This is a genomic window from Mesorhizobium sp. WSM4817, from assembly GCF_055811135.1.
This window is the reverse complement of record NZ_JBVVQQ010000008.1, coordinates 175,279-198,985: the sequence shown is the minus strand read 5'-3', so window position 1 is coordinate 198,985 and position 23,707 is coordinate 175,279. Positions and strand designations below refer to the sequence as shown.

19 protein-coding genes are annotated in these 23,707 nt (G+C 60.2%); 10 read left to right on the top strand and 9 right to left on the bottom strand.

What is annotated here, in order from left to right; translation table 11 throughout:
- The first annotated feature begins 11 nt into the window (after positions 1-11).
- A complete protein-coding gene (locus AC0L2K_RS14235) occupies positions 12-350 on the top strand; it encodes a slr1659 superfamily regulator (protein WP_023797948.1) in 339 nt (112 codons plus the stop codon).
- A 240-nt stretch (positions 351-590) separates the two neighbouring features.
- Here the strand turns inward: AC0L2K_RS14235 and melA (AC0L2K_RS14230) are convergent, their stop codons facing one another.
- The 6 genes from melA (AC0L2K_RS14230) to melA (AC0L2K_RS14205) form a co-directional block, all read right to left on the bottom strand.
- Entirely contained in the window at positions 591-1,964 is a 1,374-nt protein-coding gene (gene melA / locus AC0L2K_RS14230; RefSeq protein ID WP_473531623.1) for an alpha-galactosidase, read from the bottom strand.
- Positions 1,965-1,986: 22 nt separating this feature from the next.
- The gene (locus tag AC0L2K_RS14225) at positions 1,987-3,657 is read right to left on the bottom strand and encodes an ABC transporter ATP-binding protein (RefSeq protein ID WP_473531622.1); all 1,671 of its coding nucleotides are present in this window, start codon (positions 3,655-3,657) and stop codon (positions 1,987-1,989) included.
- A 13-nt stretch (positions 3,658-3,670) separates the two neighbouring features.
- Positions 3,671-4,798: an ABC transporter permease gene (locus tag AC0L2K_RS14220; RefSeq protein WP_473531621.1), complete on the bottom strand. Its 1,128-nt coding sequence runs from the start codon at positions 4,796-4,798 to the stop codon at positions 3,671-3,673.
- On the bottom strand, positions 4,795-5,799 hold the full coding sequence (locus AC0L2K_RS14215; RefSeq protein ID WP_473531620.1) for an ABC transporter permease: 1,005 nt from the start codon (positions 5,797-5,799) through the stop codon (positions 4,795-4,797). The genes AC0L2K_RS14220 and AC0L2K_RS14215 overlap by 4 nt, the downstream gene beginning before the upstream one ends.
- A gap of 122 nt (positions 5,800-5,921) precedes the next feature.
- The gene (locus tag AC0L2K_RS14210) at positions 5,922-8,006 is read right to left on the bottom strand and encodes an ABC transporter substrate-binding protein (protein WP_473531619.1); all 2,085 of its coding nucleotides are present in this window, start codon (positions 8,004-8,006) and stop codon (positions 5,922-5,924) included.
- Positions 8,007-8,232: 226 nt separating this feature from the next.
- Positions 8,233-9,705 (bottom strand): alpha-galactosidase, encoded by a 1,473-nt coding sequence (gene melA / locus AC0L2K_RS14205; RefSeq protein WP_473531618.1) that lies wholly within the window; start codon positions 9,703-9,705, stop codon positions 8,233-8,235.
- A 231-nt stretch (positions 9,706-9,936) separates the two neighbouring features.
- Between melA (AC0L2K_RS14205) and AC0L2K_RS14200 the strand changes: the two genes are divergently transcribed.
- The 4 genes from AC0L2K_RS14200 to AC0L2K_RS14185 all read left to right on the top strand — a co-directional run bounded on the left by AC0L2K_RS14200 (position 9,937) and on the right by AC0L2K_RS14185 (position 14,917).
- A complete protein-coding gene (locus AC0L2K_RS14200) occupies positions 9,937-10,803 on the top strand; it encodes an AraC family transcriptional regulator (protein WP_051407739.1) in 867 nt (288 codons plus the stop codon).
- Between the two features lie 466 nt (positions 10,804-11,269).
- Positions 11,270-12,484: a glycosyltransferase family protein gene (locus AC0L2K_RS14195; RefSeq protein WP_023797956.1), complete on the top strand. Its 1,215-nt coding sequence runs from the start codon at positions 11,270-11,272 to the stop codon at positions 12,482-12,484.
- 1 nt (position 12,485) lies between these two features.
- The gene (locus tag AC0L2K_RS14190) at positions 12,486-13,730 is read left to right on the top strand and encodes a glycosyltransferase (RefSeq protein WP_473531617.1); all 1,245 of its coding nucleotides are present in this window, start codon (positions 12,486-12,488) and stop codon (positions 13,728-13,730) included.
- On the top strand, positions 13,727-14,917 hold the full coding sequence (locus AC0L2K_RS14185) for a glycosyltransferase family protein (protein ID WP_473531616.1): 1,191 nt from the start codon (positions 13,727-13,729) through the stop codon (positions 14,915-14,917). Before AC0L2K_RS14190 ends, AC0L2K_RS14185 begins: the two co-directional genes overlap by 4 nt.
- A gap of 91 nt (positions 14,918-15,008) precedes the next feature.
- Here AC0L2K_RS14185 and AC0L2K_RS14180 read toward each other — a convergent pair whose 3' ends face one another.
- Positions 15,009-15,680 carry a methyltransferase domain-containing protein gene (locus tag AC0L2K_RS14180; RefSeq protein ID WP_473531635.1) on the bottom strand — a complete coding sequence of 224 codons (672 nt, stop codon included), beginning with the start codon at positions 15,678-15,680 and terminating at the stop codon, positions 15,009-15,011.
- A gap of 187 nt (positions 15,681-15,867) precedes the next feature.
- On the opposite strand from AC0L2K_RS14180, the gene AC0L2K_RS14175 reads away from it, so the two are divergent.
- The 4 genes from AC0L2K_RS14175 to AC0L2K_RS14160 all read left to right on the top strand — a co-directional run bounded on the left by AC0L2K_RS14175 (position 15,868) and on the right by AC0L2K_RS14160 (position 20,600).
- On the top strand, positions 15,868-16,128 hold the full coding sequence (locus AC0L2K_RS14175; RefSeq protein ID WP_473531615.1) for a hypothetical protein: 261 nt from the start codon (positions 15,868-15,870) through the stop codon (positions 16,126-16,128).
- Between the two features lie 17 nt (positions 16,129-16,145).
- Positions 16,146-18,860: an ABC transporter transmembrane domain-containing protein gene (locus AC0L2K_RS14170; RefSeq protein ID WP_473531614.1), complete on the top strand. Its 2,715-nt coding sequence runs from the start codon at positions 16,146-16,148 to the stop codon at positions 18,858-18,860.
- A gap of 300 nt (positions 18,861-19,160) precedes the next feature.
- Positions 19,161-19,610 carry a cyclic nucleotide-binding domain-containing protein gene (locus AC0L2K_RS14165; protein ID WP_287072643.1) on the top strand — a complete coding sequence of 150 codons (450 nt, stop codon included), beginning with the start codon at positions 19,161-19,163 and terminating at the stop codon, positions 19,608-19,610.
- Between the two features lie 135 nt (positions 19,611-19,745).
- Entirely contained in the window at positions 19,746-20,600 is an 855-nt protein-coding gene (locus tag AC0L2K_RS14160; RefSeq protein ID WP_473531634.1) for an MBL fold metallo-hydrolase, read from the top strand.
- A gap of 1 nt (position 20,601) precedes the next feature.
- On the opposite strand, the gene AC0L2K_RS14155 is transcribed toward AC0L2K_RS14160, so the two are convergent.
- Together AC0L2K_RS14155 and AC0L2K_RS14150 are read right to left on the bottom strand one after the other, a co-directional pair.
- Positions 20,602-21,366: a polysaccharide deacetylase family protein gene (locus tag AC0L2K_RS14155; protein ID WP_473531613.1), complete on the bottom strand. Its 765-nt coding sequence runs from the start codon at positions 21,364-21,366 to the stop codon at positions 20,602-20,604.
- A complete protein-coding gene (locus AC0L2K_RS14150) occupies positions 21,363-22,451 on the bottom strand; it encodes a glycosyltransferase family 4 protein (protein WP_473531612.1) in 1,089 nt (362 codons plus the stop codon). Before AC0L2K_RS14150 ends, AC0L2K_RS14155 begins: the two co-directional genes overlap by 4 nt.
- A 73-nt stretch (positions 22,452-22,524) precedes the next feature.
- Here AC0L2K_RS14150 and AC0L2K_RS14145 point away from each other — a divergent pair, with 73 nt between their 5' ends.
- Positions 22,525-23,703 carry a DUF3095 domain-containing protein gene (locus AC0L2K_RS14145; protein WP_031254510.1) on the top strand — a complete coding sequence of 393 codons (1,179 nt, stop codon included), beginning with the start codon at positions 22,525-22,527 and terminating at the stop codon, positions 23,701-23,703.
- The last annotated feature ends 4 nt before the right edge of the window (positions 23,704-23,707 follow it).

Below are 23,707 nucleotides of genomic sequence, written 5' to 3'. Positions count from 1 at the left end.
AAGACAAAATCGTGGACATAACAACGACAAATTATCGCGTGTGGAACGAAGGAAGCGATGTTTATTTTGACGGCGTAATGAGGTTGTCCAGTTCTGAAGCCTATGCGCCCATTTTGCAGCTAATGATGAATGTCCTTACCTCCAATCCTACTACTATAACGATACATGTATCAGACTTGGAGTTCCTTAACTCGTCGGGCATCAATTTATTGGCCAAATTTACCATAGAGGTCAGAAAGCATCCAGAGATCCAACTCATTGTCCGGGGAAGCTCGGAAATACCTTGGCAGTCGAAATCGCTGCCAAATCTCAAAAAACTACATCCTGCGATGGTACTCTTCGTTGGCTAACAGGCGGGTTTATCCAGGCGTCAAAGACCATTCGGCTACACTTTCCGGACGTCTGCCTTTTGAGATGCGAATCGAATCCGTGTGCAAAGGACGGGAGCGGGCTCATACGCTCTGGCATCCGGCTGAATGCCGCTTCCGAGGCGGCGGCCGAAAGGCCGGTCAGGGTCATGACTTCCGGTACGGCTGAACGTCGGCTTTGGAGACGCCATATCGCGGCTCCAAACCGGGACCGTTCCGTCCTTACGCTGCCTGCACGTTTTTCGAGATCCGCGCCCACTCCGGAATCCAGTCGCGGTGCGCGGCGAGCAGGTCGTCGACCAGCGACCAGATCTGGTCGAGATCGAGCTCCGCGGCGGTATGCGGATCCATCATCGCCGCGTGATAAAGATGCTCGCGGTTTTCCGTCATCAAGGCCGCGACAGTCAGTTCCTGCACATTGACATTGGTGCGGATGAGCGCCGTCAGTTGCGGCGGCAACGCGCCGATGAAGGTTGGCTGGATACCGGACGCATCGACCAGGCACGGCACTTCGGCCGCGCAATTTTCCGGCAGCGAGGTGATGCAGCCATTGTTGCGGACATTGCCGTAAATAACTGAGGGCTCGCCAGTCCAGACCGAGTTCATGATCGAGGAAGCATATTCATGGCTCTCCTCGATCTCGATGTTCTCGGCGCTCCGGTAGGCGGCCGCCTGCCCTTTCCACCGCTCGATCTGCTCGATGCAGCGCTTGGGATATTCATCGAGCGGAATGCCGAATTTCTCGATCAGATCGGGCCTGCCGTCCTTGATGAAATAGGGCGCGTATTCGGCGAAATGCTCCGAGCTTTCGGTGACGAAATAGCCGAGGCGGGTCAGCATCTCGTAACGCACCTTGTTCGGGCAGCGCGGATTCCAGTGGCTGGGTTTCGGAAATCGCCCGTCGCGGTAGCCGCGCACGAGATCCGGATAAAGGTCGCGGTAGCTGCCATCGGCCTGCCGATGCTCGAATTTCAGGTAGAAGGCCATGTGGTTGATGCCGGCGGCACGGTAACGGATTTCATCGAGCGGGATTTCGAGATCTCGGGCGAGTTCAAAAGCCGTTCCCTGCACCGAATGGCAGAGACCGACCTGCTTGATGAGCGGATACTTTTCCGCAATCGCCCAGGTGTTGATCGCCATCGGGTTGACGTATTGCAGGAGGATGGCGTCGGGGCAGATTGCCATCATGTCTTCGCAGATTTTCCAGAGATGCGGCACGGTGCGCAAACCCCGCATGATGCCGCCAACGCCGAGCGTATCGGCGATCGTCTGGCGCAGGCCGTATTTCTTCGGCACCTCGAAATCAGTGACCGTGCAGGGCTCGTAGCCGCCGATCTGGAAGGCAACGACGACGAAATCCGCGCCTTCCAGGGCCTTGCGCTGGCTGGAATGCGTCTCGATGGTCGCCGCAGCGCCAAGCGTCTTGACCAGCTTTCCGGCGACGATCTCGCTTTCTTCCAGGCGCTGCGGATTGACGTCCATCAGCGCGATGGTAGCGCCCGAAAGAGACGGCCGCTGCAGCACATCGCCGATGACATTCTTCATGAAGACGGTGGAACCGGCCCCGATGAACGTGATTTTGGGTTGTCTCGTCATGAATTGCGCCTCTTGTCTGCGATTATGCGGCTACCTCGAACGCGGCCTTGACGAGCCGTTCAGTGTAGGCGGTCCTCGGATGGGAAAGAACCTCGTCGACGGGTCCCTCCTCGACGATTTTACCGTGCTGCATCACCACGACCCGATGACAGAGCGCGCGTACGACCTTGAGATCGTGGGAAATGAAGAGATAGCTCAGGCCGCGCTCATCCTGCAGCTTGCGCAGGAGGTCGATGATCTGGGCCTGAACGGAGAGATCGAGCGCCGATGTCGGCTCGTCGAGCAGGATGAATTCCGGCTCGAGTGCGATTGCCCGCGCAATAGCGATGCGCTGGCGCTGTCCGCCGGAAAACTCGTGCGGAAAGCGCGACAGGATGTTGTGCGGAAGCCCGGCGCTGACAAGCGCCTGCTCCACGCGCTGCAGCCGATCACTTTTGTTGTCGCCGAGCCGATTGACGATCAGCCCCTCCTCGATGATCTGGCCGACCGACATGCGCGGATTGAGCGAGGAGAACGGATCCTGAAAGACGACCTGCATGCGCGATCTGAGCGGCCGCATCTGGTCACGTGTCCTTGCGTGGATCGGTTCGCCGTCGAAGAAGATTTCGCCGCCGTCGGCCGTCAGAAGCTTCACCAGCGCCTGCCCGAACGTCGTCTTGCCGGACCCGGATTCGCCGACCAGCCCCAGCGTTTCGTACCGGTGAAGCTTTAGGCTGAGGCTGTCGACGGCGACGAGTTCCTTGAGCCGCGGCTTGAAGAACCCGCCATGCTTCAGCATGAACGACACCCGCACATTGCTGCCCTCGAGAATGACGGCTGAGTCCACCGGCGTCGGATTGGCCATGCCCTTTGGTTCGGACGCCAGAAGATGGCGCGTATAGGGATGCTGCGGGTTCTTGAAGAGCGCTTCAGTGGTGTTGTGCTCCTTCACCTCGCCCTGGCTCATGACATAGACGTAGTCGGAAAACTGGCGAACGACCGTCAGATCGTGAGTGATCAGGATTACCGCCATACCTAGCTTCTGCTGCAGATCACGGATGAGGTTGAGGATCTGCGCCTGCACGGTGACGTCGAGTGCCGTCGTGGGTTCGTCGGCGATGAGTACGTCCGGATTATTGGCGAGCGCCATGGCGATCATGACGCGCTGGCGCTGACCGCCTGAAAGCTGGTGCGGATATTGGTTGAAGCGGCTTTCCGGGTCCGGAATCTGCACCTGCCGCAACAGCTCCAGCGTACGCTCCGCTGCTTGCCTGCGGCTCATCTTCTGATGAACGCGGATCGCCTCGATGATCTGCGCGCCGACCGTGTAGACCGGATTGAGCGAGCTCATCGGCTCCTGGAATATCATCGAAATGCGGTCGCCGCGCAGCGCCCGGCGCTGCCGGTCGGAGAATTTCAGCACATTCTTCCCATCATATTCGATCCGCGAGTGCACGGCCACGGTGGCGCGCTTGGTGAGCAGGCCCATGACCGTGCGCGCCGTCACCGACTTGCCGGAGCCGGATTCTCCCACCACAGCGATGGTCTCGCCGCGATAGAGCTGAAACGAGACATCCTTGACCGCGTCGACGGTTCCGCCTTCTACCTTGAAGGTCACCGCGACATTGCGGGCGTCGATGATCGGACTGCCGGTCCTCACCGCATGATCGTGACGTTCGTCCGGCGCCATCAAGGTCTTTTCCGTCAGAGCCATGGTGCCGGCCTTCTCAATAGGGATCGACGGCGTCGCGAAGACCATCGCCCAGCGCATTGAACGAAAAGACGGTGACCAGCACGAAACCCACGGGGGCAAGGATCCAGGGATAGGACCCGATGACGGAGTATGTCGCGGTATCCTGCAGCATCAGCCCCCAGGAGACCAGCGGCGGCTTCACCGCGAAACCGAGGAAGCCGAGGAAGGATTCAAGCAGCACGACATTGGGGATCGCCAGCGTGACGGCGACGATGACGTGGCTCATGACGTTGGGGAAAATATGCTGAAAGATGATCCGGCGGTCGGTTGCGCCGATCGCCATCGCCGCCCGCACATAGTCGATCCGCGCCAGCGCCAGCGTCTTGCCTCGAACTTCGCGCGACAGCTGTGCCCAGCCGAGCGCCGACATCACGAAGATGACGAACGCGAGGAAGACATTGGTCGGCGCCGTCACCGGAATCAGCGAGGTGAGCGCGAGATAAAGCGGCAGTTGCGGAAAGGCGAGCACCAGTTCGACGAAGCGCTGTACCCATGCGTCGAACCTTCCGCCGAAATATCCGGACACCATGCCGACCGTCGTGCCGACTACCGTGATGATGAACACCACGGTCAGGGCGATCATCAGCGAAATGCGCGAGCCGTAGATGATGCGCGACAGCACATCGCGGCCGAACTTGTCGGTGCCGAGGAAATTGACCGGGCTTCCGTCGGTGGCGCCGAAGAAATGCCGCTGCGCCGGGATCAGTCCGAAAAGCCTGTATCCGAACCCTTTGACGAAAAAGCCGAGCGTCTGCGGGTTTTCGTAGTCGGGGCCTACGATCGGCTGGAACGTGACGGGGTCGAATTCATCTGTTTCACGAATCGGATAGCTGCGCGGCGGAAAGACGAAGTTCCCGCCCCGATCCGTCATGCTGATTGTCTGAGGCGGCGCGAAACCGACGCCGGTCAGCTTCGGATCGACGGGTGCGAAGAACTCCGCGAATATCGTCATGATCATCAGGAGGCAGACAAGGATCAGCCCTATCATGCCGGTCCAGGATCGCTTCAGACGGCGCCAGACAAGCGCGGTATAGGTTTCGTTGCCATTGCCTTTGGCCGGCGGCACGGAGGCGCAGATTATGGATTGGACGTCGGCTTTCATGCGTTGGTCCCTCCCCCAAGGCGAACGCGCGGGTCAAGTGCCGCGAGCAGCATGTCGGCGATGATGTTGCCGACGATCAGGGTCACCGACAGAACCAGCATGAAGGTCGCCGTGACATAGACGTCGCCGATCCACATCGAGCCGACGATGGCCGGGCCGACCGTCGGCAGGGCGAAGATGATCGCGGTTTCGATCTCGCCGGTCAGCATGTAGGGCAGCACGACGCCCTGATACATGACGAGCGGATGCAGCGCGTTCGGCACAGCGTGGCGCATGACCACCGTGCGCTCGCTCAAGCCCTTGGCCCGAGCCGTTTCGACATATTGGGCGTTCAGCGTATCGAGAAGATTGCCCCGCATGACGCGCATGTTGTAGGCGAGCCCGCCCAAAGTGGCGATCGCGATGACCGGCCAGACATGCTTGACCAGATCGACGAACTTGCCCCACGACCAGGGCGCCCCGCCGTAGCGGGCGGAATGGAAACTGTTGATCTCAGTGACATTGAAGTGGAACACCAGGATATAGACGATGATCAGCGCAATCAGGAATCGCGGTACCGTCATGCCGAGAAACGAGATCCCCGACAGCACGCTGTCCACCCAGGAATATTGCCGGGTTGCCGCCAAAACGCCGAAGGTGATGCCGATCACCGAAGCCAGGATATGGCAGACGAGCGCCAGCGCCAGCGTACGGGGCAAACGTTCGCCGACCACATCGGCGACAGGCTTGTTGTAGAAGAGACTGTGGCCGAAATCGCCGCGGGTGACGATGCCGGTGATCCAGTTGACGTACTGGAGGGGCAAGGGCTTATCGAGGCCATGCGCGATCTTGTAGGCCTGCGCCTGGGCGTCGGCCTTTTCGAAGGATGCGCCACCCTGGTTGATCAGTTGCGAGCGCACATAGTCGCCCGGCGGGGCCTGGATGATCGCGAACGTCACGACGCTCAGGACGAAGAGGACAGGAATCGCCGAGGCGATACGCACAAGCAGAAATCTGAACATGATCGTGTTTGCTTCTCTTGTGGCTCGTGGCGATCTGCTCCTTCACGAGGCGCGGTATCTCCACGGTTCAATTCGCAACCTCCCCTCCGGCGGATGCTCGCCGGAGGGGAGATCGACTGCGGTCAGTTGATCGGACCGCCTTCACCGGGCTTGCCCGGAAGCTGCTCGGGGAACAGCTCGTAGTCGCCCTGCTTGTCGGCCGCGACGAAGACCCGTTCACGGATGATCGTGTCCTCCGCCCAATTGAACATGAAGATCGGCACGCCTTCCGGAATGTTGGAGAAGCGCTTGTTGATGATGAGCGCACCCGGATATTCTGTCAGGCCGATCGTATCGAGATTCGTCGTCGAGACCTTCTGGAACTGCTTCATCAGATCAGCCCGCTCGTCATTGTCGTTGCTGGAGATGAACTTGTTGACGACGTCCACGAGTTCCTGTTCGAACGGCATCAGATCGACCGTGCCGTCCGTTCCTGCCCTGTGATGCCAACTCGTTTGCGGACCGGTCGGGGCAAGCTGGGTCGTGTTCTGCACAACTGAGGTCTGTTCCTGCTCGTTGCGGCGAACAAGCCAGTCGAAGCGCCCGGCATACTGGGTTGCGTCGCGCTTCGCGCCATCGATTGTGTTGAGCACGACCTTGAGGCCAAGCTGTTCCATCTGGCCGACCAGACCTTCCGCGAGATTGCGATCGGTGCTGTAGTCGGAATTCACCAGAAGCACGATCTGTACGTCCGAGCCGCCAGCTGTACCGGCCGGAAAGTTGACGGCGCCGTTGCCGTCCGTGTCCTTCAACCCGACCTTCTCCAGCAGCGCCTTGGCGCCTTCCAGATCGAACGGGTAGTACACCGTCGAGGCGCGGTCGTAAAAGCTCGTGCCAGAGGAAATGCCGCCGGGATAGATCGCGGTGAAGGGTCCTTTGACGAGGGATTCGCCGAGTTTCTTGCGATCGATGGCCATGGTCACGGCTTTACGGAAATCGACGTTGCGGTTGAGCTCGCGTACGGCCTGCGCCCGCTCGTCCGGCTCGCCCCAGCCATTGGCTGAAAAGTTCATGCGCAGATTGTAGCCGATCAGCCGGGCGCCAAAGGCCAGCCGCGCGGGAGCCGTTTCCTGTGCGGCGCGCTTCAGCGATTCCACGAAATTTTCAGGTTGCTCCAGGTTCGAGATATCGCCGGACCCGGCGATCGCCTGCACGTCACGATCGGCCCAGGTCGAAAGCTTGTAGTGCAGTTCGTTGAGATAGGGCAGCTGATTTCCCTCTTCGTCCACCTTCCAATAGTAAGGATTGCGGCGAAGCACGATGACGTCGTCCGAACGGTATTCGATAGGCACCCAGGCGCCCATGACGGGCATATTCAAGTATTCCGGCGGAAAGCCGTTCTTGTACTCGTCGTAGGTGGTGCCTGCATATTTCGGATGCTTGGTCTTCAAAATGTGCGAGGGGCCAGGGCAGAAGGTTCCATAGGCCATCGCATAGAGATGCTGGCGCGGGAACGCCTCCTTAAAAGTCCATTCGATCGTATATTTGTCTACCGCCTTCAGGGTGGTGCCTTCTCCGAACGTTTCCGGTGTTGCACCGTTCAGCGGCGAGACGTTCGGATCGACGACATTGTCGTCCCAATAGAACATCACGTCATCGGCGTCGAAGGGATCTCCGTCGGACCACTTTGCGCCTTCGATCAACTTCATCGTCAGTGTGTGGCCGTCTTCCGACCACTCCCAGCTCCGGGCAAGATTGGGCAGCGGCTCGACGTCTTTGGCATCGACCTGGAAGAGCGGCGCGGTGCGCGTCAGGCATTCGAACATCGCAATGTCAATGCCGCCCCAGCCTTGCGTCTGCCCGGCACTGTAGTTCCAGCCTTCCGGCCGGCCGCCGATGACGTGGCGCATCGTGTCGCCATAGACGCCTATCCCGTCGGGCATGTTGCCTGTCTTGAAGACCATCGGCTCCTTCGGCAGCCGCTCGGCCAACGGAGGCAGTTTCCCGGTCTTGACGAATTTTTCGGTGACCCACTCCGGCTCGAGATATTCGGATAGCGCCTTGAATTCCAGAATTGAATCGCGCGGCACGTAATTGATCTTGCCTTGCGCCGGAAACGGCGGCTGTTCCGGCACGATCGTCGGCTCGGAGGCCACGGCATGGATCGCGAACGCCGATACGCCGAACAGAAGCGCGGCGGCGGTTTTCATGCGGCCAAAAATGTTCATTGTCCTGGTTTCTCCCTTATGCTTCGGGCCTGCCGCGATGGCATGGCTCTCCTCCTACAAGCATCGAACGAAGCGGTATTCCGCTTTCTCAGAAGCGGTATTCCGCTTTCTCAGAAGCGGTATTCCGCTTTCTCGGATGACAGTGCCGTGCTGCCCGAGCGCATTCGCCGAGGCACGATCCTGGCCGCCCGGTTTTCCGGAACATTGGCTTATCGCAACCAATGTCTCAGCCGGCCGCGCGCAACTTCATGGCTTCCTTTTCGGCCCTGATCTCTTCGATCGAGCGAACCTCGCGGCGGGCGACGCCCTTCCATTCCCGCGTTTTTACCGTCGCGCGGCTCAGCCGCTCCTTGGCGCTGTCGATCGCATGGGCGAATTGCGGCAGCCATTGCGCTTGCGCCACAACCATCTCGTCGACCATCTGCCAGACTTCTTCCGGCGTGCAGATGGCGCCAACCAGCGGATCGTGCAGCACGGCCAGTTTCAGGAGGTCGATGTCGCCGGAGATTGCCGCGTGGACGGACATGCGCTGGACATTAATCGACGAAATGCAGGTCGCGGCGCAGGCTTCCGGAAGCGTGATGCCGGCCACCATGTTGATGCCGAAGCGATCGACGAAACCAGGCGATTCGATGATTGCATCGGACGGAAGATTGGTGATGACGCCTTCGTTCTTGACGTTGAAGTGCCCGCGATAGACCCGGCCGGTCTCGAGCGCCTCCAGTATGTGGCTGGCGTGCTCGTTCGAGCGGCGCCCGGGATCGAAGGGCTTTCCCGCATCTTCGAGGATTTGCGGGAACTCGGTTTCGAACCAGTTCCGGGTTTCGGTCGAATAGCGCAGATAACCGCCGGTTTCGCCGTGGATCCAGTCCGACATATCGATCCACTTGGCAGTCTCCTCAGGCCGTTTGCGATACCAGGGCAGATATTCCGACAGGTGGCCGTTACTTTCGGTCGAATAGACGCCGAAGCGCTTCAACACGTCGATCCTGAGTTTCTCCTGCCGCGAGAAGACCGGATGCGCCTCGAAGGCGGCGACGAGCTCATCCCTGCCGATCTTGCGGCCCTTGACGCGAACGTCGACGAACCAGGTCTGGTGGTTGATGCCGGAGCAGACATAATCGAGCTCGCCTTCCCCGGCGCCGAGGATCTCGGCAATCTGCTCGGCCCCATGCTGGACCCCATGGCAGAGACCGACCGTATCGACCTTGCCGAATTCGATCGCCGCCCAGGTGTTCATCGCCATCGGGTTGGCATAGTTCAGGAATTTGGCGCCTGGCTCGGCCAATTCGCGAATGTCCTTGCAGAAATCCAGAATGACCGGGATGTTGCGCTGGCCGTAGAGAATGCCACCGGCGCAGATCGTATCGCCGACGCACTGGTCGACGCCGTATTTCAAGGGGATGCGGATATCGTCGGCATAGGCGGCGAGACCTCCGACGCGCACACAGCTAATGATGTAGCGCGCGCCCTCGATCGCCTTGCGGCGGTCCGTCGTCGCGGTCACCCGTGCAGGAAGCTGACTCGACTTGACGATCCGCAGGAGAATTGACTCGATCATCTTGAGATTGTGCTCGCTGATGTCGGTCAGTGCGAACTCGATGTCGCGCAGCTCCGGCACACACAAGATGTCCGTGAACAGCTTCTTGGTGAAACCGACGCTGCCCGCGCCAATGATTGCGATCTTAAATCTGCTCATTCGAACCTTCTCCGCAAGCGGATTGGACCGATAGGTAAAATCGGTTCGTAGAAATCCAGTCCAGGCGTGTTATTCGGAAGACACGCAACCAGGCGGCGTGCAACCGGGGTTTCATCCTCATCTCTTTTGTTTTTTGGTCAATATGCGTAAGATCACGCCCCTCCGGTAGGGCGTAGATGTGCTTTGTAGGGTAATTTTGTGCTGCAAAAACTCGTCGACCTTGGACCGGTGATGAAAATGATTTCCCTGCCGCGCGCTCGGCAGCGATTGCACACCATGCCGACGAGCACCGGCTACGACGTGAGAACGGATGCCGGCTATAGCTGGGATGGCCGCAGGCGCGGGCAGACGCCGTTCACAGTGATACAGCACACCATCAGCGGCACCGGAAACCTGCGTTACGGAACCAGGTCCTACCGCATCGCTCCGGGCGAGACGATGCTGTTGGTTGTTCCGCATTCGCACCGCTACTGGGTCGAAAAAGGCGGGCGCTGGGAGTTTTTCTGGATATCGATGCATGGGGCGGAAGCGTTGCGCATCCATAGAGAAGTCCTGGCAACGAAAGGACCGGTGTTCAGCCTTCGGGCAGCGACCGTCGATAATCTGGCCGACTGCGCCTACCGGCTGGTCAAAGGCGACGGCTCAACGCCGGCACGCGCCTCGGCAATTTCCTACGAGGCGGCCATGGCACTCTATGACGACGTGTTCGAACTGCACGGAAATGACGTGGCGGAGAATTCGGTAGTGCGTCAGGTGACTGACTATATCGGTGCGCATCTGCATCTGCCGTTGCCGGTCGATGAGCTGGCGCGGCTTTCCGGTCTCAGTCGCGCGCATTTCTCACGTGTGTTCGCAGCGCATGAAGGTATTCCTCCGGCTGAGTTCGTCCTCAACAGACGCCTCGACCGCGCCGCAAAGCTACTGACCATGTCCGCCGACCTTCCGGTGAAGGATATTTCCGGCATGTGCGGCTTCGAAGATCCCAACTACTTCGCCAAGGTATTCCGACGTGGCTTCGGCGTCAGTCCGACAGAATTCAGAACCACTGGCATGTATGCAAGCGCCGGTTATCAGCAGGGGCAGATTTTGGACAGATGACAAATAGCGCTGACCTGTCACCCTTTGATGGCTGCTTTTAGCGCGAGAGAGACCGTCAACCTGGTCACTCGGACATCGGCTTTCAGGAGGCGGCAAAGCTTGGCCTTGTAAGCAAAAAGCGTCCCGAAAGGCGCCCCTCAATAGCTTGATTCCCTTGAGAGAACTTGGAGCGGATGAAGCGATTCGAACGCTCGACCCCAACCTTGGAAACGTCTATTTCTGCCAACGCCGCCTTATCCGAATCTTCGCTGCCAATCCGAGATGATCAAGACCAGAAATGATGCAGGTTCTTCTGGACCAGCGTGGCAACTGAGCAGACGCAGCTTCCTGGCTTCTGCATATGGACCCTCTTGGGTAATTGATAATTGCGCCGTCATGCTCCAAAACAGGTCGGCAGACCCGCGAGGATGGTTTCGTGCGGGGTCGTCCACGGTCCTCAGGCGAGAATTCCAAAAGACGTTCAACAATGACCCAGCACGTACAAAATGCTCGAATTCTCATGTACAGCCACGACACGTTCGGGCTCGGCCACTTGCAGCGCTGCCGGACGATCGCGCATTCGCTGGTCGAGGATTTCCGCGGACTTCAGGTGCTTATCATTTCGGGTGCGACTATCGCTGGCGCCTTCGACTACCGCGCCCGTGTCGACTTCGTGAAGATCCCCAGCGTCATCAAGTTGCGCAACGGCGAATACACCTCGCTGGAAAAGGATATCGATCTGCATGAGACGCTAAGGATGCGCCAGTCGATCATCCGCCACACAGCCGAGACCTTCCGGCCGGATATCTTCATCGTCGACAAGGAACCGCTTGGCCTGCGCGGTGAGATCGAGGACACGCTGTCCTACCTTAAGACGCGGGGCACCACGCTCGTGCTCGGCCTGCGCGAGGTGATGGACGCGCCGCATCTGCTCGAAGCAGAGTGGGCACACAGGGATGTGATGCGCAAGATAGGCCTGTTCTACGACAAGGTCTGGGTCTATGGTCCGCCGGATTTCTACGATCCGCTGATCGGTTTGGACGTGCCGCCGGCTGTCAGGGCAAAGATGAAGTTCGTCGGTTTCCTGCAACGGAGCCTGCAGAAGAACGAGTTGCCCGGCCACCGGCCCGACGGCGATTATATCCTCGTTACCACCGGTGGCGGCGGTGACGGCGGCGACCTGATCCACAGTGTCATCGATGCCTATCAGCAGGATCCGCAATTGCAGCATAGGGCGCTGATCGTGCTTGGGCCCTACATGCCGGCGCGCAAGCGCAACAAGCTGCTCAAGAAGGGGGCCAAGATCCCCTATATCAAGATCATCGAGTTCGACAACCGCATGGAAGATCTCATTGCCGGCGCCAAGGCGGTCGTGGCGATGGGCGGTTACAACACCTATTGCGAGATACTGTCTTTCGACAAGCCGGCGCTGATCGTGCCGCGCGTCAAGCCCCGCGAGGAACAACTGATTCGAGCACGGCGCGCAGCCGAACTCGGCCTCATTGAGATGCTTTTGCCGGAAGAAGCCGAGGATTCCCAGCGGTTTGCCAATGCGCTGGAGGTGCTGCCGGCCCGGCCCGGCCCATCGCAGAGCCATCCGCATCTGACGCTGGAAGGGCTGCCTCACATTTCTGAAATCGTCTCGGAACTGCTCGACCGGCGGGGCGGCCATCACCTTTCGGTCATTGAAGGCATGATCTGAGTTGCAACATCGCAAGATCGTCGTGGTTCTGAAGGGCTATCCGCGGCTGTCGGAAACCTTCATCGCGCAGGAACTGCTCGGTCTGGAGCGTGCGGGGTTCGACCTGATACTCTTCGCGCTCAGGCGGCCGACCGACGCAAAACGCCACCCCGTGCATGACGAGATCAAAGCGCCCGTCCATTATCTGCCGGAATATCTGCATGAAGAGCCGCTGCGCGTGGTTCGCTCCCTGTTTGCTTATCTGCTTCGGCCGGGCTTCTGGCGCGCGCTCGGATCGCTGGCTATCGACCTCGGCCGCGACTTTACGCGCAATCGCGCGCGCCGCTTCGGGCAAGCGCTCGTGCTGGCGGCCGAATGGCCGGAAGACGCGGGCTGGCTGCACGCACATTTCGCGCATACACCGGCATCGGTGACGCGCTATGCCAGCCAGCTTCGTGGCCTGCCCTGGAGTTGCTCGGCCCATGCCAAGGACATCTGGACTTCGGCGGACTGGGATCTGGCTGGCAAGCTTTCCTCGGCCCGCTGGACGGTAACTTGCACGAAAACCGGCTTCGACCGTCTGAAAAAACTCGCTAACGGCAACGCGTCTGTGCATCTGAGCTATCATGGGCTCGACCTTGATCGCTTCGGCAGTATCAGTGAGGCGCGAAAACAGCATGACGGCTCGGCGCCGGACCAACCGGTTATCATTCTGAGTGTGGGGCGCGCCGTTGAAAAGAAAGGTTACGATACGTTGCTGGAGGCCCTTGCCCTCTTGCCTGGTGATTTGGCGTGGCGTTTCGAGCATATCGGCGGCGGCGAGGAACTGGAACGGTTCAAGGCGCTGGCGCAAAAGCTCGGCCTGGATGGCCGCGTCTTTTGGAAAGGCGCGCTTGCGCAGGAGGAGGTGCTTGATCACTACCGCTGCGCCGACATCTTCGCCCTGGCCTGCAGGATCACCGCAAATGGCGACCGGGACGGTCTGCCGAATGTTCTGGTGGAGGCGGCTAGCCAGCGGCTTGCCTGCGTGTCGACCGATATTTCCGGCGTGCCGGAGCTTCTATCGCCGGATGAAACCGGGCTGCTGGTTCCGACGGAAAACCCAATTGCCCTGGCGCAGGCGCTGGAGCGCCTGATCCGTGATCCCGTGCTGCGCGCCCGCCTCGGCGACGCCGCAGAGCGGCGCGTGCGCGGTAATTTCGATCATTTGGCAAGCATTGGACAGCTCAAGGAACTGTTCGAGCGGGAGTGGCGGGCCGCCGAATGAAGCGGCTGCGCGCTTTCTTCTATGTCCAGCACCTGCTCGGTATCGGCCATCTCGCGCGCGCCAGCCGCATTGCGGCGGCTCTGGTCGATGACGGGTTTGACGTAACCGTCGTGACCGGCGGAGCGCCGATCGCGGGGTTTCCGGGCGTGGGTGTGAAATCTGTAACCCTGCCACCTGTCACCTCCGGTGATGAAGGATTTTCCGGACTTGTCGACCTGCAGGGCAAACCCATCGACGATGATTTCAAGAGATGGCGTTCAGAGATGCTGCTGCAGGCCTTCCGAGATTGCAGGCCTGATATCGTCATTGTCGAGGCTTTTCCATTTGGACGCCGGCAGATGCGTTTCGAACTCCTGCCGCTGATCGAGGCCATCGACGCGACGTCGCCCAGACCGCTACTGGCGACGTCGGTCCGTGATATCCTTCAGGAGCGCGTCAAGCCGGGCCGAAACGAGGAAACGGTCGATCTGATCAACAGGCATTTCGACCTTGTCATCGTCCATGGCGATCCGGCCTTCGCAACCATCGACAAGACATTTCCACTGGCTGGGGCGATCAAGGCCGAGGTCACCTACACAGGGCTCGTTGCCGCGCCGCCATCGCCCGCGGCCTCCGAGCGCTTCGACGTTCTGGTGTCGGTTGGCGGCGGGGCTGCCGGAAAGAGCCTTGTCAGCTCCACCATCGCAGCGGCGCGGAATGCCAACAAAGCTTGGAAATGGTGTTTGATCACCGGCCCCAACCTGCCGAAAGACGAGTTTGACGCGATCGCACGCGATGCCTCGCCGGTCCTGTCCATCTTCCGGTTCCGCGAGGATTTCGCCAGCCTGCTGACCGGCGCCCGCCTGTCGGTCTCGCAGGCGGGTTACAACACGGTCTGCGATGTCCTGCGCGCGGGTTGTCGCTCTCTGCTCGTTCCATTTGCAGCCGGCGGGGAAACCGAACAGACGGTTCGCACCCTGAGGCTCGAAGAACTCGGTCTTGCAACGGTGCTGATGGAGAAGGACCTAACGCCTGAAGGTTTGGCGCAAGCGATCGAACAGGCGCTTGCGGGACCGACGCCAGCCGCGCATCGTCTCGATCTGGAAGGCGCGCATCGCTCGGCGCAAATTCTGCGCCAGCGGTATCGAACATGGTCCCTAAAAGTGGGGCCCGGTTTCGGAGAAGTTCATGATCAAAACAGACGATAGATGCTAACGCGCATCGCGTCTGGCGAGATTCGTGCGACGCGCTTCAACTCCTCGTCTATGCATGTCGTTGTCCCAAACCGGGCGAAATGCGTCAAACAGTTCCAATCAGCATGAAGCGCGTATAATTTTTTGTCGGCAGTTCGCCGGAGAACCGCACCTCCCGTAGCGCCGCCATTGCTTCGAAGGCTGCAAGCGAAGCCACGCAGTTGATGTGCGTCGGCTCGCTGAAATAATCGTTCGATTGCAGCAGTACGGTCGTGCCCCGCGGAAGCAGAGCAAGCCAGGCGCGCAGATCGGCTATGTGTTCGCAGCTCGTATTGACCATCAGGTCGGGCCGCCCGGCCGCATAGTCGAGTGCGTACATATCTGCCGTCAGCGCCCGGAACCGGTCGCCGGCTTCCCGGTTGAGGGTCCGGGCGACCGGCGCGACTTCGGGATCGATGTCGATGCTATCGACCGCCGCGACGTCGAAGCGGGCGTCGTTGAAAAGCATTGCCGGCAATACGCCGTACCATCCACCCAGAACCCATATGCGCCCGAACCGGCCGCCGCAGCTTTCGAACAGCCTGTCGAGGGCCCACATCTTGCAGGCGACCTGCTTGTGGTTGAAGGCATTGGCGATATCGGCGTTCGGATGCCTGGTGATGACGCGCGCCAGCGCTGCCACCAGGGGGCACTTGACATAGGCAGCAATTCCCCGCGTCAGGTCAAAGGCTTGCTCGTGCCAGTCCATGCCGGCATTGCGTGGTTGCGTGACATCCATCATATTCGTCTTGTAGGTTGGGATTTCGGGCGACACAACGCAATCTTGCCTCCCGGAAGGCTGTTGATTCGCGGACGTGATTATGCTGCAAGCCGCTTCGCCATTGCCCGGTGCCGGAGAGAGCCTGTTGCATCTGTCCGGACCATCGGCGTCCATTCGCCAGCACCAGCCGCTCAGCTGCGGCTTCGTGCTGCTCGGCTATTCGCCGAAACCCTACCGAAGCCGCGAACCGTTTGGCCAGCCGCCTTCTTCGATGATCAGCAATGCCCATGTCGTTGTCATCGACCATGCGCCGGAACTGGATCGCGCCGCCTCGCAGGTTCCTTCCATCGTTGAGCGCAGGACAATTTCCGTGCGCTGCAGCTTCGAGCTTGTCTTTGGCGACAAAGAAATTGCCGACACGCCATTCGCCAGCAGGTGCTTTTACATCCTGCATCGTTCCAACTGAAGGGTCCACAGCCGCATATGGAACCCAGCCTAGCCCGCTATATCTGGACGCACACCAGGAAGCAGCAGCTCTGGATATTGATGATCGTCGTGCTTTCGATGATCCCGTATTTCATGTCCTTCGACCTGCCGAAGCTGATCATCAACGGCCCAATCCAAGGTAGCGGGTTCGAGCAACCGGGCGCGACTCAGCCATTCATGAGGCTGCACTATAACCTGCCGTTCATCGGAGAGGTCCAGTTCTTCTCCGGTTTTCAGCTCGACCGCGTGGCGACGCTGTTTGCGCTGAGCCTTGTGTTCCTCTTGCTGGTCGTCATCAACGGCCTGTTCAAACTCTACATCAACACCTACAAGGGCCGCCTCGGCGAACGCATGCTGCGGCGTATCCGCTTCGAACTGGTCGATCGTGTGCTGCGGTTTCCGCCGTTTTACTTCAAGCGGGTGAAATCCGCCGAAGTGGCGACCATGGTGAAGGACGAGGTGGAGCCGCTGGGCGGCTTCATCGGCGATGCCTTCGTGCAACCGGTGCTGCTCGGCGGCCAGGCGCTGACGGCCATGCTGTTCATCGTGGTCCAGAATTTCTGGCTCGGAATGATCGCGGCCGGGATCGTGGCGGTCCAGATCGTGCTCATCCCGCGAATGCGGCGGCGGCTGATCGTGCTCGGGCGCGAACGGCAGTTGACGGCGCGCGCGCTTTCGGGCCGGGTTGGCGAAATCGTCGACGGCATCGGCGCGGTTCACGTCCACGACACATCAAACTACGAGCGCGCCGACATAGCTGCCCGGCTCGGGCTCATCTTCAAGATCCGCTTCGATCTTTACCAATGGAAATTCATGGTGAAATTCCTCAACAATTTTCTCGCGCAGCTCACGCCCTTTCTGTTTTACATGATCGGCGGGTATCTGGTCATCCAGGGGCGGCTGGACGTCGGTCAGCTCGTGGCCGTGATCGGCGCCTACAAGGACCTGCCCGGACCGATGAAGGAACTGATCGACTGGGATCAGGCGCGGCAGGATGTCCAGGTCAAATATCAGCAGGTCGTTGAACAATTCACCGTCGATCGGCTCATTGCGCCGAGGATCGGGGCATTGACGATCGACGATCCCGATCCGATGACCAAGCCCCTGTCGGCGATCGGTCTGTCGATAGCAGATGATGGCGGTGCAATGCTCCTCGACCGTGTCTCCCTCAAGATCAAGCCGGGTGAGACGGTGGCGCTGCTCAGTACCGCAACAGGTGGAGCCGAGGCGCTTGCAGAAGCCTTCGCGCGGCTGAACTGGCCCGACGGCGGAAGGGTCGCTTCGGGCGCCGACGACTTGCTTGAACTCCCCGAAGCAGTGACCGGCCGGCGCATGTCCTATGCCTCGTCGGATGTTTTCCTGTTCCAGGCAAGCCTGCGCGATAACCTGCTCTACGGGTTGAAGCATGCGCCGCTGACATCGGTGCGTTATGACAGTGCTGCGGCAGACCAGCACCGCTGGAACATGCATGAGGCGCGCCTGTCGGGCAATCCGGATCTTGATATCCACAGCGACTGGATCAACTATGTTTCCGCCGGCGCTACCGGCCCGCACGACCTCTTTGAAGCCGTGCGCCGGGTACTCGACGCGGTTGTTCTATCGCGCGATATCCTGGATCTTGGCTTGCGCTCTTCGGCCGATCTCACGCGTCACAGCGAGCTTGCCCGGCGGATCGTCGAACTGCGTGCGGCGCTGCGAACCCGGCTGGAACACGAAGGGCTGAGCGGACTGGTGGTTCCTTTCGAACCGGGCGCCTACAACAAGGAAGCAACGATCGGCCAAAACCTGCTCTTCGGCGCTGCCGCCGGCCCCGAACTGGCCGACAGGGCTCTGGCGGCCAATCCCTATTTTGCTTCTGTGCTGAGGCAAGCCGGCCTCGACCGCACGCTCTACGAAATGGGCATGGAGATCGCCGAACAGGCGATCGAGCTGTTTGCCGACCTGCCGCCCGATCACCCGTTCTTCCAGCAACTTGCCTTCATGAGCGCCGAGGAGATACCCACTTACGAAACCTTGCTGCAACGGCTCAAGAACCGTCCCCACGAGGCGGTTTCGGAGAGCGACCGCGCCATGATCGTCACCTTGAGCTTTGCCTATATCGAGCCCCGGCACCGCTTCGGCCTGCTGAGCGATGAACTGATGAGCAAGATCGTCGCTGCACGCAACCTGTTCCATGAGAACCTGCCGCCCGAGCTGCAAAATGCCATTGAACGGTATGATCCTGCCAAATACATTGCCGCGGCCACCGTCATGGATAATGTCCTGTTCGGGCGTGTGGGCAACAACCATCCCGACGCGCCGGACCGCATACGCTCCATTGTCTATGACATTCTTGACGAACTTGGGCTTTATGCCGAACTACTGGATGTCGGCCTGGACTTCAACGTCGGCTCCGGCGGCAGGCGGCTGACCAGTGGACAGCGACAGAAGCTCGATGTTGCCCGGGCCCTGCTCAAGCGTCCTGATTTTCTCATTCTCAACCGGCCGCTGTCGGCGCTCGACCAGCGCATGCAGGACAAGGTTTTGCGGAACGTGCTCGAGGAAGCCAGGCGCGACGGCCATTCGCCGGCAATTGTGTGGGTCGTGACCAATCCGGCGATGGCGATGATGTTCGATCGCGTTATCGTCTTCGATTCGGGTAAATTGGTGGAAGACGGAACACCCGAGACACTTTTGGCAGGGAACGGTACATTCAAGGAACTGTTGTCATAGCAACGGACATTCAGATGGGATCATTCTGCCGGTGGGAATTTACTGCAAGGTCAAGGGATTCGACGAAGGGCGCAGCGAGGCTACACCCCGCCGAAACCCGAAGGGTTTGCCGCAAATTAACCCGGCTCTTCGGGTTTCCGGTTGGCGGACGCCATTTCCTGGCGGCATCGCCCGATCGCACGACATCGGGCTCGCCACCTTTCGCGCGGTTCGTCTCGCCATCCCGGAAACAGAATTCATTCCATCAGGGCGTCCGTTGCTCTAGTCTGGCAAACGCGAATTTTGGGGAGGTTTGCGACAATGCTGCTCAAGGATGAAGTTGCAATGCTGCAACGCGTTCCCTTGTTCTCTGCCATCGAGCCGACAAAGCTCAAGCTGCTTGCGTTCACATCCGATCGTGTGAGCTACGGCGCCGGCCAGATCCTTTTCCGGCAGGGCGACGAGGGAGACGCCGCCTATGTCATCCTTTCAGGCAGGGCGGATATTCTGGTCGATTCCGACAGCGGGCCGATAAAAGTTGCCGAACTGGAGCCCAATTCGATTGTTGGCGAGATCGCCATATTGTGCAACAGCTCTCGCACCGCCACCGTCAGAGCGGCAAGTCCGCTGGAAGTCTTGAGGATCCGCAAGGATCATTTCCTGAGGCTTATGAGGGAGTTCCCGGAAATGACCATCGAGATATTGCGGGTTCTTGCCGATCGCCTAAGCCATACGACCGCGGATCTGATCGACGCACGAAGCACCAAATAACGGATGACGTGCGCTCGATCCTCGCCGTCGCGATGGCACTGGCCTCTTGCTGAGAAGGTCACCCGGGAGAAAACCTGTCTCGCCTAGCAGCAGTTGTTTGGCTACGATGGGCGACGGGGACTGGGAAGGGGTAGCATGGACTACGAAGTTTTCCTGGTCAGGTTTTGGGGCGTGCGCGGCAGCGTTCCGGTATCGGGGCCAGAATTCTCTCGCTATGGCGGCAACACGAGCTGCATTGAGATGCGGTGCGGTAAACATACGCTTCTATTCGACGCGGGCTCTGGCCTACGGCCTGCCGGCCCGGCGCTTCGGACGTCAGGCGTGACCGATTTCGACCTGTTTTTCACCCATTGCCATTACGATCACATCATCGGGCTGCCGTTTTTTGCGCCGATCTATGACCGGCGCGTCAAGCTTACGCTTTGGTCCGGGCATCTTGCAGGACGCATGACGACCCGGCAGATGGTCGATGAGTTCATGCGGCCGCCGTGGTTTCCGGTGAAACTGGAGATCTGCAAGGCAAGCCTCGACTGCCGCGATTTCGTATCCGGAGACGAGCTTCGCCCGCGCGAAGGGGTGGTGGTCCGAACCGGCAGTCTTATCCATCCGGGCGGCTGCATAGGCTACCGGGTCGAATGGGGCGGCCGGGTCGTGGCGGTGATCACAGACACTGAGCACGAGCCGGACAAACTCGATCAGGCGGTGCTCGCCCTGATCGAAGATGCCGACCTCGTCATTTACGATTGCACCTACACCGACCAGGAAATGGAACGCCGCCGCGGTAACGGGCATTCGACCTGGCAACAGGGCGTCAAGCTCTGTGAGGCGGCCGGTGCGCGGCGGCTTGCGCTGTTTCACCACGATCCGACACGCACCGACGAACAACTGGACAAAATCGAGAAACTGGCCAAAGACAGGTTTGCCGGCGCTTTTGCCGCGCGGGATGGCCAGACGCTCAAATTTCCGGGCTCATTGCACAAAAAGCGCTGAGCTATTTTCCTCTACCGGCGCTGCGCCCCATCAATGTCCCGATCGGAAGCCATGCGCAGGCTTCAGTCTGTGCGGTGACTGTGAACAGCCGTTCGAGGAACAGCCAGGCTGATTCATCATGTACGAGATGGTGGGTGAGCAGGCCGACCGGTTCGCCGCCGTCGATTGCACGCTGCAATTGCGCGATGATAGCCTGAACCAATAGGCCATGATCGCGGCAGCCGCGCGTGCCATGCCAATCCATGATGTCGACATTGCTGTTGATGACCGCCAGTGGAGCCGGCTTCGGCGGCCCATAGACCGACAATGCCGAAAATCCTATCGATCCAAGGTCGGGTACCAAGCCGGCGTCGATCCTGTTCCAGGGTGGCACCAGCATCGGAACGGCACGTGCGCCGTGCAGGCCGGTTACGTGCGACAGCCCGCGAGCCAGATCATCGAGCACCGCCTCGCGTGGCCGATGCGCGCCGAGCTCCTGCTTTTTCTGATCCTCGGGCGCATGATTTCGGTGCGCCCAGCCATGGATGGCGACCGCGGTATGCGGCGCCTCGTCAAGCCGGACGACAAGCTTCTCATCAGTCAGGGCCGGAATGACGGCCAGAGTGACCGGAACCGCGAATTCACCGGTGAGGTCGAGCAGCCGATCAAGCGCGGGCGTCGGATCCACGGCGTCATCGTCACGCAGCCAGAACTCTGCCTTACGGCCCGCCCGTTGCCGGCACGCCAGTTCTTCCACCAAGGGCTGCCAGATCCGATCGGATGTCATGAAACCGGGATCTTCGCAAGAAGTTCGGCCAGACGCCCCGCTGCAACACCGAGGGAACGTTCTTCGAGGATGAAACGTCTGGCTTCCGCGGCCATGATGGTTCTTTCGTCGTTACGGGTGAGAAGCCTTTCAATGGCAGAAGCGAACGCCGCCACATCGCCCGGCGGGGTGAGAAACCCGGTCTGGCCATCCCGCACGACCTCCGGCACGCCGGCGATGTCCTGAGCCACCACCGGAAGGCCGGCGGCCTGTGCTTCAAGATAGGCAACGCCATAGGCCTCGCCGTAACCCGGCCAGACGTAAATTCCCCCACTGTAGAGGACATCCGCGACGGCGGCCGGCTCAATCGCGCCAAGCCATACGATACGATCGCCGGGCAAGCCGGCGAATTGCGCTTTGACCTCGTCACGGGCAGGCCCATCCCCGACGACCGACATGGTCCAGGGCAGGTGGCCGATCGGACCGAGCGCCTGCGCCAGCATGCGATAGCTTTCGACTTTGTCGCCCGGGCGCATCATGGCGACGGTAACGAGGCGCGTCGGACAACCCCGTGCCGGCATTTCCCGGAATGCCGATGTGTCGATGAAGGGCGAGAGCATACCGAGAGCGGCGTCGGGAATCGCATCTGCCAGTCCCTGACGATCCCTTTGCGTGAAGCAGATGTTCAGCGCTGCCTGTTCGACGGCTCGCGCCACCAACGCTTGCGTGTCGGCCCACAAACCGGCGTTGCGCCGCCTCGAATAGGAGGCTTCCGCTGTCACACAGGGGATAGCAAAGGCCGACGCCAGCTCGGGTCCGATCAGGTCGGGCGCCTTGTAATAGGGATGATAGGAGAACCAGAGATCGGGCTTGCCGTCACGATCCCAAAGCTTTGTCAGCCGCGCGGCTTCCTCTCGGGCTTCGATCTTGAGCGCATCGAAAATTTTCGGAACCGGTTCGCGTAGATAGAAGCGCAATTCGGATGCTAGTTCGACGCTATGCCCTGCATGCTCCAGCGCCTTGACCAGCGTCCGTGCCATCTGGCGGTCGCCGGAGGCAACGGGATGATTGGGCGACTTCAGCGGCGCGTAGAAGGCAATTCGCATCGCCCGACCCTATCATCGGAAAGCCTGCGCAAGTCAATTTCGAAGCATGATCGACTCACTTTCAAGCAGTGGAATGTGGTATCTGATGCTCATGGAAACAGCTGCAGCGTCCGATCCGTTTGTCGCTTCTTTGCCGGTCTTCGCAAGGTTCGAAAGCGTTGCCGATATCGATAACTATCGGCCTCTCCCGGATGGCTGGGCGCTGGCCACCGCCGATATTGTCGGCTCGACCAAGGCGATCAACGCTGGGCGCTATAAAACCGTCAATATGGCCGGCGCCAGCGTTATCTCGGCGCTGCTCAATGCGCTGGGTCGGCGGGATCTTCCCTTTGTCTTCGGCGGCGACGGCGCGCTCGTGGCGTTTCCCGGCTCGGCTCTGGAGATCACCCGCAACGCGCTGGCCGCTGTCCAGAGATGGGTGGCGGACGAACTGGACCTGACCTTGCGTGCCGCAATCGTGCCGATAGAGGATATAAGAGCGCAAGGCCTCGACGTTCGCGTGGCGAGGTTCCGGGCCTCCGAAGCGGTCTTCTATGCCATGTTCGCGGGCGGTGGCGGCAGTTGGGCGGAAGCCGAGATGAAAGCGGGGCGCTACCGCATCGATCCTGCGCCAGCCGGCACACGGCCGGATCTTACCGGCCTCTCCTGCCGCTGGAACCCGATCGACGCCCGGCACGGCGAAATCGTCTCGATCATAGCCATCCCGGGGCCGTCGCGCGACTTGCGCGGTTTTCAGTCTTTGGCTTCCGACATCATCGCCCTTGCCGGGGGGCAGGAACGCGATGGCCACCCGTTGCCGGTGAACGGTCCGGCCTACAGTTTTTCGCCCGCCGGCCTCGATATCGAGGCGCGGGCCATGGCGCCGGCAGGATGGCGGTGGCTGTCGAAGCTGTGGATATTGTTCCAGCTGACGCTTACGGCTGTCACCGATAGATATGGCTGGACGATCGGCAGCTTCGATCCGAAGATCTACAAACGCGACGTGGCCAGCAATTCGGATTTCCGGAAGTTCGACGACGGCTTGAAGATGACTATCGACGTTGACGCGGATGTGTTGCGACGGATCGAGAACCGGCTGAAACAGGCGGAAGAGGCGGGCATCTGCAACTATGGCCTGCACCGCCAGAAATCGGCCTTGATGACATGCCTCGTCGCCTCGCCGCTGCAGCGCGATCACGTTCATTTCATCGATGGCGCCGCCGGCGGCTATGCGATGGCCGCCGCAAGCCTGAAGGCGAAGGTGCCGGTCTGACGAC